This window comes from Microcoleus vaginatus PCC 9802, assembly GCA_022701275.1.
Lineage (GTDB): Bacteria > Cyanobacteriota > Cyanobacteriia > Cyanobacteriales > Microcoleaceae > Microcoleus > Microcoleus vaginatus_A.
Window position 1 is genome coordinate 2,387,584 of the sequence record CP031740.1, and the last position, 13,914, is coordinate 2,401,497.

The following is a 13,914-nucleotide window of genomic DNA, read 5'->3' on the forward strand; positions in this document are numbered from 1 at the left end:
TGGTGAATTATAAAAAAGATGAAACGAATTATTAGCAGTGTTTTGGTTTTGGGTGTGTGTCTGACTCCTCTGACTGTGCCAGTGATGGTGCAACCAAGTTGGGCGCAAAGTCAAAATTTACAGCTTGAAAAATTAAAGCAACTCATAGAACAAGCAAAGCAACAGACACAACAAGGACAAGCCCGACAAGCGATCGAAACATGGCAGCAGGTTATAGCTATTGTGCGACAATTTAAAGAAAGAAAAATTGAAGCTATAGCACTCAATTATATTGCTTTGAACTACAGTGCCCTCTCCCAACTGCAAGAAGCTTTGAAATACCTGAAGCAAGCTTTACCAATTTTTCGGGAAGTGGGCGATAGCGGGTGGGAAGCTACTACGTTGGGTACTATTGGTTTAACCTACCTTGGCATCTCCCAACCACAAGAAGCATTGAAATACTATAACCAAGCTTTACCAATCTGGCGGGAATTGGGCGCTCGCGCCCGGGAAGCTGCTACTTTGAATACTATTGGTTTAGTGTACGACAGCATTTCCCAACCGCAAGAAGCATTGAAATACTATAACCAAGCTTTACCAATCTGGCGGGAATTAGGCGATCGCGCCCGGGAAGCTGCTACTTTGCGTTATATTGATGAAGTAAACAACAGAAGTCAACCGCCAAGCAGAACAAATATCCCGCCAATTCCCCAATAAACCAGGTTATTTCCCTGCTGTATTCCAGGCAATTAAGAACCGCTAAACTCTCCCCCACAAAGCCAACCCGCCGCCCCTTCCCCTAGCAGCAATTATCCCATCTTCTACCAGAAAATATGCAAAAAATGCCTGCTTCCCCACACTCAAACTAAAAAATTCCGCCTCCCGCGCTTCACCGCCGCGAATAAATCCTTGATACACAGTTTTTCCCAACAACTTGATCGCAATTCTGGTAAAATCAAAAGCTAAAATATTATTAGGCAAAAACTTAGTCGGCCCGGAAAGAGTTAGTACGATCGCCCCAACTTGCACCGAATTTTCCACCCGGCCCCTTTCGCTAGGCGCTTCTCCTTCAGCAACAGGTTCAGCCGAATAAGCAATTTGAATTTTCGCCACCCACTCAGGGATATAACGTCCCGCACCTAACACAATTCCCGCTTTTTGTCGAGTCTTTTTCGTGCCGGTGATAAAGCAGAGTTGCCAGTTGCCGATTAATTGCTCGAAAGAATAGCGAATTTTGGTTTTTTTCGCGCTTTTCTCAGCTTCTAGGAGGGCGGCAACTACGGCGTTGGAAGATGGTTTAGAATTAGATTTAGCAGCTTGTTCTAGAAGAGATATATTTTCCATTTAATATACAAACCAGTTTTATTGTTGGTAACAGAGATAATATTAGCTGATGTAGCGGAGAAAAACATGGTTGCGATCGCCCCCACAGACACAGAAATCATCGTCATCGGCAGCGGGATTGGCGGCCTGACTTGCGCTGCAATGCTGGCCCGCTATGGCTTTGAGGTTGTGGTGTGCGAAAGCCATTCGATCGCGGGCGGCGCCGCACACGGTTTTGAACGCGACGGATTTAGCTTCGACTCCGGGCCCTCCCTGTACTCAGGATTATCCTACAGCCCGTCTGCCAATCCGCTGCGGCAAGTTTTGGATGCGATCGGCGAAAAACTCCCCTGCATCACCTACGATACCTGGGGTTGCTGTTTGCCAGAAGGCGATTTCGACACATCCGTTGGTGCGAGTCAATTTGCCGAAGTGCTCGCACAACTGCGCGGCGCGGAAGCAGTCGCCGAATGGCGGCAACTCCAGCGCGTCATGGAACCCTACGCCAAAGCTGCCACAGCCTTGCCATCCCTGGCTTTGCGCTTCGATTTGGGCGCTGTTTTTACCCTCGGCCAATTTACGCCGGCTTTCCTGCAAAGTGCTGGCGACGCGATCGCACTTGCAGGCCCTTTCAGCAAAATTATGGACAAAAATGTCAAAGATCCGTTTGTCCGAAATTGGCTGAATTTGTTATGTTTCCTGCTGTCTGGACTTCCCGCCGACGGAACGATCGCAGCCGAAGTCGCTTTCATGTTCGCCGATTGGTATCGCCCCAATGCAGTTTTGGACTATCCGATCGGCGCTAGTGCAGCTCTGGTAAATGCCCTGGTACGCGGTTTAGAGCGCCACGGAGGGCGGTTGCTGCTAAATTCCCACGTTGCAGAAGTTTTGGTGGAAAACAACCGGGCTGCGGGCGTGCGGCTGCGATCGGGCAAAATTATTCGATCGCACAAAGCCGTCGTCTCCAACGCTTCCGTTTGGGATACACTGAAACTCTTGCCTGAAACCTCAGTCCCGCAAAGGTTTCGGCAACAGCGGCAGGCGACGCCCGAGTGCGACAGCTTCATGCACCTGCATCTGGGAATTGATGCAGCCGGAGTGCGATCGGAGTTGGCTTGTCACTACATCTTCGTGAAAGACTGGGAAATGGGCGTTTCGGCGCCTCAGAACGTCGTTCTCGTCTCGATTCCCTCCCTCCTCGACCCCCACCTCGCGCCTCCGGGAAAGCACGTCATTCACGCATATACCCCCGGAAACGAGCCTTACGATTTGTGGCAAAAGCTCGTGAAGCGCAGCTATCCCGTAGGGAATCGCACCAGCGAAGAGTACAAGCTGCAAAAACAAGCGCGCGCCGAGGTAATGTGGGAAGCCTTAGAGAGAATTATCCCCGATATTCGATCGCGCGCAGAAGTCACCTTAGTTGGGACACCCCTAACCCACGAAAGGTTTTTGCGCCGCCATCGCGGTTCCTACGGGCCCGGAATTCGGGCGGGTAGCGGCTTGTTTCCCGGGCCGAGAACGCCTTTAGCGGGGCTGTTTTGCTGCGGAGATTCGACGTTTCCGGGAATTGGTTTGCCGGCTGTTGCTGCTAGCGGTGCGATCGCAGCCAATACGATCGCACCTTTGTACAAACATTTGCAATTGATTGGGGAAGTTATTAGTTAGTTGTTATTAGACATCTGCCATAATTCTTGTTGAACAGGCACGGTGCCTGTTCAAAATCTGCTTTTTAGGAGATGTCTATTAGTTATTTGTTATTTGTTAACGAAATTATTGAAGAGCTTTCCTAGCGAAGGACGCGAAGCAAGAGTAAACAATAATTTCATATAGTTCGTAAAATGTGACCGATATCTGTCAGCATAGAAATAGATAGTTCGATCGCCCTGAGAATACCGTGCAACCCGTAGACTTTACAACTTTAACCGCCACTTGCAGCGAACTGCGAGCCCAATGGCTGCCAGCGCGCTTAGAACAAGTCTACCAGCGCGATCGCTTCACCGTGTCCCTCGCCCTCCGCACCATGAAAGGGCGCGGCTGGATTGACCTTTCCTGGCATCCTGTGGCCGCCCGCATCTGCGTCGGCGACCCCCCGCCCCGCCTTCCCGATACCTTCACCTTCAGCGAACAACTGCGGCACCAACTCAGCGGTTTAGCCTTAGTTTCCATCGCCCCTGTTTCATCCTGGGAAAGAGTCATAGACTTGCAATTCGCCAAACGCCCCGGAGAACCCGCCCTGTGGCACCTCTACGCCGAAATCATGGGCAAATATAGCAACGTCATCCTCACCGCCCAAGACAACCTCGTTGTCACCTGCGCCCACCAAGTCAGCGCCAAACAGTCCACCGTCCGTCCCATCCAAACCGGGCAACCCTACGAAATGCCCCCGTCTTTGACCGATGCGGTGCCGAGTCTGAGCGAATCTCAAAACCGCTGGCAAGAACGAATTAGCCTGGTTCCTGGGCAATTAAAGGGCAATCTGTTGAAGAATTACCGAGGGATGAGTAAAGCCTTAGTTTTGTCAATGATTCGATCGGCTTCTTTAGACCCCGAACAATCCACCGACAGCCTCAATCCCGACCAATGGCAGCAACTATTCCAGCGCTGGCTATACTGGCTGCAATGCCTAGAAAACTCCAAATTTCAACCGAGTTTTACCCCCGAGGGCTACACCGTCATCGATTGGCCCGCACCAGATGCAAAAGAGGCAGAACCTGCAAAGGAATCTAACTCCTCTGTGCCTTCTTCCTTCTCTTCTGTTCAAGAAATACTTAACAGCTACTACACAGGCCAAATCAATCAAGAAGTATTCGCCCAACTCCGGCATCAGCTTACCCAAAAACTCAACAACGTCCTGGCAAAACTGCGTCTCAAAGCCAACACATTTAAAGAACGCTTGCAGCAATCAGCAGACGCAGACACGCACAAATCCCAAGCCGACTTGCTGATGGCAAATTTGCAGCATTGGGAACCGGGAATGAAATCAATTTCTCTCCCCGACTTTGAAACCGAGAAACCCGTTATCATTGCCCTAAACCCGGAAAAAAACGCCGTTCAAAATGCTCAAGCCCTATACAAAAAACACCAAAAACTTAAAAGAGCCCGCATTGCAGTAGAACCTTTGTTAGCCGCCGTACAGGAAGAAATCGACTATTTAGAACAAGTTGAAGTCGCACTTTCGGTGTTGGAAACCTACCGCCACACCCAAGATTTGCAAACCCTCGCCGAAATCCGCGAAGAACTGATCCAGCAAAAATATCTAGACGTACCAGATTACCGCAGTACCGACAAAAATGCTGCGATCGAATTTCACCGCTACGAAACCCCCAGCGGCTTTGAATTATTAATCGGGCGCAACAACCGCCAAAACGACCAACTCACTTTTCGCACCGCCAACGACTACGACTTGTGGTTCCACACCCTAGAAATTCCCGGAAGCCACGCTTTGCTGCGTCTCAAACCCGGTACTGTGGCTGAAGAAACCGATTTGCAATTTGCCGCTGACATGACTGCTTACTACAGTCGCGCCCGCCACAGCGAACAAGTTCCGGTGGTTTATACAGAACCGAAATATGTATACAAGCCGAAAGGTGCTAAACCGGGTATGGTTGTATACAAGCAGGAGCGGATTGTCTGGGGAAGACCGCAGCAAGCTCCGGCATAGTTTATATAAAGTGAGGTAAAAGGTCGATCGGCAAGCGAAACTTCGTTTTCACCCCAAATAACCTGTTTGGAACCGATAAACCTAGGCAGGAACCGGGTTTTTGAACCCAGGCTTGATTATACAAAGTGACCGAGAGTGCGATCGCCCCCTCAAAATTAAAATCCGTCTGTAATGTAAAGTATTATTACAAAAAATTAAATTTTGTTGTTATAATACCGCTTAAGAGAGATGATATTTCTTTTAGAACCCTTTGCAAAGAAACGTGCAACTTGGGTTTCCTCACTGTGAGAAAAACACTGTGGGAACACAACACAACGGATTTAACTATTTGTGCAGACCAGCTTTAGCAAAAGCTGGTCGTTTTTGTTGAAACCTTAAACCCAAGCTGGGACAATTTTAGATGGGCGACTTTAGATTTTAGATTAAAACTGCCAATCTAAAATCTAAAATCCCCAAGGGCTGCTGCTAGAAAGTAAACGTCGTTCTGACAACCCCAATCACCAAATCAGAATTATTCTTATTGTGGTCGGGAGCAGTCAGCCAAATCAGACCAGGAGTGATAGAAATATTGTCGCTCAACTTAAACTGATAGAAACCTTCAACGTGCAGCGAAGTATCCTTATCTTCCGGCAAAGTTCGATTAGTAGAACTCGTTACCCGCGGCTCCATACCTACGACAATTCCCGCCACATTTCCTTCTTTGAGCAAATCGGGAAAAGCCAAAGTAACCGCCCAGTTCCAGATTTTTTGATCGCCCCGCTGCACAGAACCCGTAGGAGTAGCCAAGTTGGATAAAATGCGCTGGTTGGTGTAACCCGCCCAACCGCCAATTGCAAATCTCCGGTTCAACTGCCACGAAGCTTGCGCCCCGTAGGAATTGCTAGAAACTGGCAGATTGCTATCGCTGTCGAGCCCGAAGGAAGCGAGACGCGCCGGGAAATTAGAAGCATTGCTGCCGGTACCGGTGAGGACGTTGTAGGAATTAACGTAAGTTAAACCTAAAGCAATGCTGTCGCTCGGTGTAAAAGTCAACTGAGCCAAACCGCCGTAAGAGCCGTTAAACAAACCATTTCCCCGCGTCGGGTCCGCAGCATTGCCGGCCATATATCCCAAACTCAGTTCGAGTTTTTCCCCAAACTGATGCCGCATAGCGATGCCAGAACCCCCAATCAAATAGTAAATTGGGTTGCGAGTACCGAAGTTAGAAAGAGCGCCGTAGCTGCCGTCTCCGTCAAAGTAAGGGTTGACAGTGTTAACAAAATCATCAGCAGCGCCGGCATTAGCTTCAAGAATTACAGTAGTGCTTTTGCCGATAGGGAATTGATAAAGCAGCGCATCTAAACCTACCGTATTGCTAGCCTCGGCAAAAGGCCCGGCATTAAACCGCAATTCCCCTTCAGCGGTTTTCGTATTATTAGTCGAAAACGAACCCAAATTTAAAACTTGCAATCGAGTTCTCAGCAAATCTTCTCCAGAGAAACTCGTGTCGAAATTGATCCGAACCCTGCTGCCAAAAGCCGTGGATTTATCAGCTTCGCGGCCCTCGGCATCCTCTCCCCCAGCGATACCCGCCAAACCAAATATGACTTCGCCGTTGAGTTTAGTCGTAGTTGAAAACTGATTTGCTTCTAATTCAGACGCGCGCGCTTCCAAAACATCGACGCGGCCGCGCAAAGTTGCCAATTCTGCCGCAAATTCTTCTTGCAACCTTTGCACAGAAGCCAAATCTTCTCGCGTCGCCAGATTTCTGGAACCGCCTTGAATCAGCTCGCTAACTTTATCCAAACACGCATTTAAACCTGCTGCAAACTCGTAGCGAGTCATCGCCCGGTTGCCGCGAAAAGTGCCGTCAGGATAGCCAGCTATGCACCCGTAGCGCTCTACTAGAGACTGCAAAGCTTGGAACGCCCAATCCGTGGGTCGAACGTCGGAAAGTTGCGACACAGATGTTACTTGGCCGGCCGCATCTTCGCTGCTACTGCCTTCTGTGCTGTATTCATTGATTTGTTCTAAAAGATTAGACTGTGCTTGAGGTTGGGCACTTGAATCAGTGGATTGCGAAATCCGATCGGGCTGTGCGGCGGATTTTTCTGCGTTTAAATTAGCCAGTGGTGCGGCGGGTTGCGTTTCGCTTAAGTTTGCGGGCGCTACTGCGGGGATTTGCTCCGCGACTGGTTGTTCGGGACTTAAATTTGCGGGCGCGACTGCGGGTTGGGTTTCGCTTAAATCTGCTGCTGCAACTTCCGGTGCTTTTGCTTGTTCGGCAACTGGGGCGATCAAATCGTTAGTGAAGCCCTCGTAGAGGTTCGCACTTTCTTTCTCAATAGTTTCAACAGTCGATTTGCTAGCTAGTGACGCTGGTTCGGCTGTCTCAGGCTTTGCCGTCTCAGACTTGGCTGCCTCGGTGGCAGCACCTGCTAATGGCAATTGATGAGCTTGATATGTGATGGCAATTTCTACAGGTTGCTCTGCTGCTAGCGCCGTCGAAGATACGACTAAACTTGCTGCCAATACACCCGGACTAACTAAAAGTCCCTTCCACAAAAATTTGGACATTTTTTCCTCACACCACATTGAGCCGATCGCCGGTTCCGAAGATTTAGGCGCCCGCAAATCACCTTTAGTATTCCGCCTAATAGTATTTCTTGTCAACAATCGGGGAAATCACTGCCGGAGAGTGCAGTTTGGCTGTGGCTGATTTGACAAAAACTCCGTTTATTCCCAAAATCCTTGGTTTGAGCTAAATACCTACCTAGAAACCTGGTTGATGGCTGGATATTGCGTAAGTTATCCCTCAGTAAGACTAATATTGACAGCACTGGCGCTAACAAATCGTTTGATCGGCTACAAATACAAGTGAAAAAACTCAAATACGCCCTAGTTCACGAATGGTTGACGCCGTTAGCTACTGGCGGTTCAGAACTCGTAGTGCAGGAAATTCTCAAACACGTAGACGAGGCAGATGTCTATGCCCTCATCGACTTTGAATCAGCCAATCCCGAAAGCTATCTTTTCGGGCGACAGATTGGCACAACATTTTTGCAGCACTTTCCCAAGGCCCGCAGCGGTGTCCAAAAATATTTGCCATTTCTGCCGATCGCGATCGAACAACTAGATCTGCGAGAATACGACATCATCCTCTCATCATCCCATGCCGTCGCCAAAGGCATCCTCAGCAGTCCCCAGCAACTGCACGTCTGCTACTGCCACACGCCCATGCGCTACGCTTGGGACTTAACTTTTGACTATTTGCGTAGCAGCAAAGCCGGACGGGGCATCCAGGGTCTGCTGACGCGATATTTGTTGCATCGACTGCGGCAGTGGGACGTAATTGCTGCCAATCGTGTTGATTATTTCATCGCTAACTCTCAACACACTGCGCGCCGAATTTGGCGGTGCTATCGGCGGCGGGCCCAGGTGATTTATCCGCCGGTAAATATCGAGCGATTTTCCTTGATGCGACAAAAACAAGACTTTTACGTCACAGTTTGTCGGTTAGTAAGTTACAAAAACGTAAGTGCGATCGTCCAAGCATTCAATCAACTCGGGCATACTCTAATTGTCATCGGCACCGGGCCAGAATTAGAAATGATTCGGCAAATCGCCAAACCCAACGTGCAAGTGCTCGGCTGGCAGCCCGCCTCCATAGTTGAAAAGTACATGGCAGAGGCGAAAGCCTTTGTATATGCAGCTTGCGAAGATTTTGGCATAGCTTTGGTAGAGGCTCAAGCTTGTGGAACACCGGTAATTTCCTATGCAGCAGGGGGCGCTTTGGAGACAGTGCTCGACATTCGCCAACACCCAGAGACAGGGACTGGTGTATTTTTTTCCTCCCAAACCGCAGCAGCATTAGTCGAAGCTGTCAAGGAATTTGAGCAGTTGCAAGGCAAATTTCGGCCAGAAATCTGCAGGTTGCGCGCTCAACAGTTTGCCCCGGAAGTTTTTGGGCAGCGCTATCTAGCTTTTGTGGAACGCTGCTATCAGGAATTTCACTCCCGTGATTTTACCGAGTCTGGGGCTTGAGAGTGCCAGAACCCGATAGCGGGACAATCTTCCTTCTGCCTTGGTATAAGTGCCTTCAGAAGACCTCTGCATAAGTGCCTTGTGCCTTTTTCCTTCTGCCTTGAGAAGCCCTCTTTTTTCTTCCTTCTGCCTTTTAAAGCCTTCTGAAGGCAGAAAATTGAGTATTGGAAACATAATTCAGAGAACAAAGCGTCTTGAGGCTTTATGATCAGGACTGTGTGTGGTGTGAAGTGAAGGAGTAAGATGACTGCCGACAGCCAACTAATCTCCGGCAAGGTAATTCGAGCGATCGCAAGACGCGGTTTTGGGTCTGTCCTGCAAGGAGATAGACGCATAAGTCGTTCTCTACAGAACCTCGACGGAGAACTTTTCAAGCGGTTATTTGACATCCTGTTTTCCTTATCGGTTCTGATCCTGTTTGCTCCGGTTTACCTGCTTTTGGCTTTCTTAATCGCCTTAAGCTCGCCCGGTCCTATTTTTTACGTACAGGAACGAGTAGGCAAAAACCGTAAAAGGTTTTATTGCCTTAAATTCAGAACGATGGTGGAAAATGCGGACGATATATTGCTGGAAATCATGGAAAATTCTCCGCATTTGCGTCAAGAGTTTGAGGACAATTTCAAGCTGAAACAAGACCCTCGAATTACCTGGATTGGAAGATTTTTACGAATGACCAGTTTAGACGAGTTTCCCCAGTTTTGGAATGTTTTAAAAGGAGATATGAGCGTCGTCGGACCGAGACCTTTAGTTGAAGAAGAACTGCCGAGATACGGTCGTCACATCAACAAAATTCTCACCATAAGACCTGGAATTACAGGCTTGTGGCAAGTGTCCGGTCGCAACGACATTCCCTATCCCCGCCGAGTCCAAATCGACCTCTATTACGCAAATGACAAAAACCTTTGGATGGATATGTGGATTGTTTTCAAAACAATTGGAGTTGTGATTTTTCCCAAAAATAACGGCGCATATTAATTTTTGTCCGCAGTCAGCAATCGGTAGTTAGTTTTATTTGTTACTGACCACTGATGCTGACTACTGACAATCAGCCACAAACTCTTTGTCAAAACTAAACAGTTCCTGGATGCCGATCGAAGAATTGTGAGCTTAACTAAAGGGGCAAATAGTTAAATAAACCTACCTCTTCTTCATCTAGAAAGATCAGTTCTTCTAGATAGACTACTTTAGGTTTAGGTGCTAAACTTAACTCTATAACCTTTGGCTTAAGGGGGATAGCCTACTTATCTGGGGATAGCCCACTACCCAACAGCGTAGGAAGTAAACTTCAACGGGCTTTAGGTAACTAAAGTTAAGTTTGAGTAAGTTTTATAAAGCAGTTAACGTAGAGTTTGAGAATACGGCCGGCAGGGAGCAACAGCCTCTGCCAAAAAATTTATTGTGAAATAACACAGCCTGTCAAAGGAAAATCAGATGACGCAACGTAAGCGAGCGCTAATAACAGGTATTACAGGTCAAGACGGCTCCTACTTGAGCGAATTACTGTTAGAGAAAGGATATGAAGTTCACGGCATTATCCGGCGCAGTTCGAGTTTCAATACCGATCGAATTGACCACATCTATGTTGATCCTCACAGCGAGGGTGCGCGCCTGTTTCTACACTACGGCGACTTGACGGACGGCACCACTCTCCGCCGGATATTGGAAGAAGTTCAGCCGGTAGAAATTTATAACTTAGGCGCTCAATCTCACGTTCGAGTCAGTTTTGACTCGCCGGAATATACGGTTGACGCAGTAGGAATGGGAGTATTGCGCCTGCTAGAAGCAATTCGGGACTATCAGCGCCGCACCGGCATAGAAGTGCGGTTCTATCAAGCAGGTTCTTCGGAAATGTTCGGTTTGGTGCAGGAAGTTCCGCAGAAGGAAACAACTCCTTTTTATCCCAGAAGTCCTTACGCCTGCGCCAAAGTTTACGGTCACTGGCAAACAGTAAATTATCGCGAATCTTACGGACTTTTTGCCTGCAACGGCATCTTGTTCAATCACGAATCTCCCCGCCGCGGCGAAACTTTTGTAACTCGCAAAATTACTCGCGCTATTGCCCGAATACTCGCCGGCAAGCAGAAAAAGATTTTCTTGGGCAATCTCGATTCCAAGCGGGACTGGGGCTATGCTAAAGACTACGTGCAGGCGATGTGGCTGATGCTGCAACAAGAGAAGCCTGACGATTATGTCATTGCTACTAACGAGACCCATTCCATTAAGGAATTTCTGGATTTGGCTTTTACTTACGTCAATTTAGATTGGCAAAAATATGTGGAGTTCGACGAACGCTACTTGCGTCCGGCAGAAGTCGAACTGTTGATTGGCGATTCGACTAAGGCGCGCCAGCAATTAAATTGGGAACCTTCTGTAACTTTTCAGGAGTTAGTACATTTAATGGTAGATGCTGACATGAAAGCTTTAGACGCGCAAGGTCGGGGTTCGGGCAACGGATTTGATTAAGTCGCTAAACAAAGCGGTCACTGGGAACAATTTGTAGGGGTAGTGCCCCGTGTCTACCCCCGCGAAAGGCTCGCACCGGGGGGGTTGCCCCTGCACACAGTCCATAAATGATGAGAGGATTGTTACACAACGGATTCAGCTAAGTAGGTGGCGACAAATAAACATTACATGGGAGGACGGGTGAACTCACTGCTCTACTCGCTTGTATTTCGCTATCTTAATCGGCACCGGCCCCTACAAGATACTATGGTTTTTGTCGATCATCTACTCATTAGGGCGAGCGGCATTCAAAAAACCAGCTTAATTGCTCGCAAAATTTTCGGAGGTGCGGGCTAATAAAAACATTAAAATGACAGTTGAGGACTGGCTACTCATAAATCTAACTTTCCGGTGTGCACGCAGCAGTCCCTATCAGCAGCAGCTAAAACAGATTTGTGGGCAACCGCGTCCTGTAGCTGGAGGCTTTTTTAGCTAAAGCAACAATTTTAGAATTGAAATTGTCGATCGACCTTTATTCAAAATCCCGAGGCTAAAATTATGACAAGCTTGGATTTAAGCAGCAAACGCATTCTAGTAACAGGTGGTGCCGGTTTCTTGGGCCGTCAGGTAATCGACCAGTTAGTCAAAGCAGGGGCCGATGCTGATAAAATTTCTGTGACTCGATCGCGTGACTGCGACCTCCGCATCATGGAAAACTGCAAGCGCGCCGCCGACCAACAAGATATCATCATTCACCTCGCCGCCCACGTCGGCGGCATCGGTTTAAACCTAGTCAAACCCGCTGAATTATTTTACGACAATTTGATGATGGGCGCGCAACTAATCCACGCCGCCTACGAAGCAGGAGTCGAAAAATTTGTCTGCGTCGGCACGATTTGCGCTTATCCCAACTTCACCCCAGTTCCTTTCAAAGAAGATGACCTGTGGAACGGCTATCCAGAGGTAACTAACGCACCTTACGGAGTAGCGAAAAAAGCCTTATTAGTGCAACTGCAATCCTACCGCCAGCAGTACGGATTCAACGGTATCTACTTGCTACCAGTAAATCTGTACGGCCCGGAAGATAACTTTGACCCAAAAAGTTCCCACGTCATCCCCGCATTAATTCGCAAAGTCTACGAAGCGCAAGAAAGGGGAGACAAAACACTGCCAGTTTGGGGCGACGGCAGCCCTAGCCGCGAGTTTTTGTATTCCACAGATGCCGCGCGGGGAATTGTGATGGCGGCTCAATCTTACAGTGAATCTGACCCGGTTAATTTGGGAACGAATAGCGAAGTTAAAATTCGCGATTTAGTGGAAACGATTTGCGAATTGATGGGATTTGAGGGTGAAATTGTTTGGGAAACAGACAAACCGAACGGTCAGCCGCGTCGCTGTTTGGATACGGCAAGGGCTAAGGAAAAGTTTGGTTTTGTTGCGGAAGTGAAGTTTAAGGAAGGGTTGAAAAATACGATTGAGTGGTATCGAAAACACGCAGTTTGAGTGTGAAAAACCCGGTTTCTTGAAGAAACCGGGTTTTTTTATGAAAGGTGGTGAATAGAAGTAAATCAGCAGAAAGAACTTTTCAGTAAAGCTTATGTACCCGCTGTGGTGGCAGTTGCAGGTTTTTCAGTCGATTGGCTAGAGTTAGACTTTGAAAGCATCGAGCGGCAAATCACTGCTGGCAGCGGTGAAGGAAGCGTTAGTTTTCCAGAGAGTTGAAGTTACAGTTAAAATGTACTTCCAGGGATGTAATAGATGGCGATCGGGTGAGATTTCTGCTCAAAGTCAAGAACTACAACGATCTAACAAGGAACGTCCGAATACCCCGCATCTGGGTTGTCGTTTTAGTCCTAGACATAGAGATCTTCAGGGCGAAACCTCTGCAAGGGCTGGTGCAAGCGATGCTCACGTGACGGTTGCCGCCAACTTATTGGCACTTTTGAGAAATCATGTTCGGCGTAGTGGCTGTCGTGTCTATATGTCGGACATGAAAGTTAGGATTGAATCTTAGAATATTTACTACTATCCTGACGTGATGGTAACGTGCGATGAACGGGACAAAGCTTTTCAATATTATAAAAAATTTCCTCGTTTAATTGTTGAGGTTTTGTCCCATGTTACTGAAGGATTCGATCGGGGCGATAAGTTGACTGACTATCAAGAATTAGAAAGGCTTCAAGAGTATGTGTTAATTAGCCAAAAACGGCAGCGGGTAGAGTGTTTTCGTTGCAAGGCTGAAGGGTTGTGGGTTTTGTATTCCTATACTCTAGGAAGCGAAATTCACTTGGCTAGCGTAGATTTTCGCACAGGTATTGATACTATTTATGAGGATGTAATTTTTACTAAGGAAGATTCAGAAGCAGAATTTGAGGAACTGCGATCTAGGGGATAAATGGAAAGTGCGATCGCCCTTCAGTCACAAAAGGGCGATCGCACTTGCGGATGTGATTAAAAAAAGGGCGATCGCCTAGTTAAAACTCAAT

9 protein-coding genes and 1 pseudogene are annotated in these 13,914 nt (G+C 48.0%); 8 read left to right on the forward strand and 2 right to left on the reverse strand.

What is annotated here, in order from left to right; genetic code table 11:
• The first annotated feature begins 18 nt into the window (after positions 1–18).
• A complete protein-coding gene (locus D0A34_09830; protein UNU19128.1) occupies positions 19–696 on the forward strand; it encodes a tetratricopeptide repeat protein in 678 nt (225 codons plus the stop codon).
• A 42-nt stretch (positions 697–738) separates the two neighbouring features.
• On the opposite strand, the gene D0A34_09835 is transcribed toward D0A34_09830, so the two are convergent.
• A complete protein-coding gene (locus D0A34_09835; GenBank protein ID UNU19129.1) occupies positions 739–1,323 on the reverse strand; it encodes a hypothetical protein in 585 nt (194 codons plus the stop codon).
• A 66-nt stretch (positions 1,324–1,389) separates the two neighbouring features.
• Between D0A34_09835 and D0A34_09840 the strand changes: the two genes are divergently transcribed.
• Together D0A34_09840 and D0A34_09845 are read left to right on the forward strand one after the other, a co-directional pair.
• Entirely contained in the window at positions 1,390–2,967 is a 1,578-nt protein-coding gene (locus tag D0A34_09840; GenBank protein UNU19130.1) for an FAD-dependent oxidoreductase, read from the forward strand.
• Between the two features lie 229 nt (positions 2,968–3,196).
• Positions 3,197–4,963, forward strand: a complete 1,767-nt coding sequence (locus tag D0A34_09845) for a fibronectin/fibrinogen-binding protein (protein UNU19131.1) — start codon at positions 3,197–3,199, stop codon at positions 4,961–4,963.
• A 465-nt stretch (positions 4,964–5,428) separates the two neighbouring features.
• Here the strand turns inward: D0A34_09845 and D0A34_09850 are convergent, their stop codons facing one another.
• Positions 5,429–7,519 carry a porin gene (locus tag D0A34_09850; GenBank protein UNU22235.1) on the reverse strand — a complete coding sequence of 697 codons (2,091 nt, stop codon included), beginning with the start codon at positions 7,517–7,519 and terminating at the stop codon, positions 5,429–5,431.
• A gap of 300 nt (positions 7,520–7,819) precedes the next feature.
• Between D0A34_09850 and D0A34_09855 the strand changes: the two genes are divergently transcribed.
• The 5 genes and pseudogenes from D0A34_09855 to D0A34_09875 all read left to right on the forward strand — a co-directional run bounded on the left by D0A34_09855 (position 7,820) and on the right by D0A34_09875 (position 13,823).
• Positions 7,820–8,986 carry a glycosyltransferase family 4 protein gene (locus tag D0A34_09855; GenBank protein UNU19132.1) on the forward strand — a complete coding sequence of 389 codons (1,167 nt, stop codon included), beginning with the start codon at positions 7,820–7,822 and terminating at the stop codon, positions 8,984–8,986.
• Between the two features lie 243 nt (positions 8,987–9,229).
• Positions 9,230–9,961 carry a sugar transferase gene (locus D0A34_09860; GenBank protein UNU19133.1) on the forward strand — a complete coding sequence of 244 codons (732 nt, stop codon included), beginning with the start codon at positions 9,230–9,232 and terminating at the stop codon, positions 9,959–9,961.
• Between the two features lie 456 nt (positions 9,962–10,417).
• A complete protein-coding gene (gmd, locus tag D0A34_09865; protein UNU19134.1) occupies positions 10,418–11,449 on the forward strand; it encodes a GDP-mannose 4,6-dehydratase in 1,032 nt (343 codons plus the stop codon).
• A 537-nt stretch (positions 11,450–11,986) separates the two neighbouring features.
• Positions 11,987–12,931, forward strand: a complete 945-nt coding sequence (locus D0A34_09870; protein ID UNU19135.1) for a GDP-L-fucose synthase — start codon at positions 11,987–11,989, stop codon at positions 12,929–12,931.
• Between the two features lie 232 nt (positions 12,932–13,163).
• Positions 13,164–13,823: pseudogene (locus D0A34_09875) on the forward strand (Uma2 family endonuclease).
• Positions 13,824–13,914 lie beyond the last annotated feature (91 nt).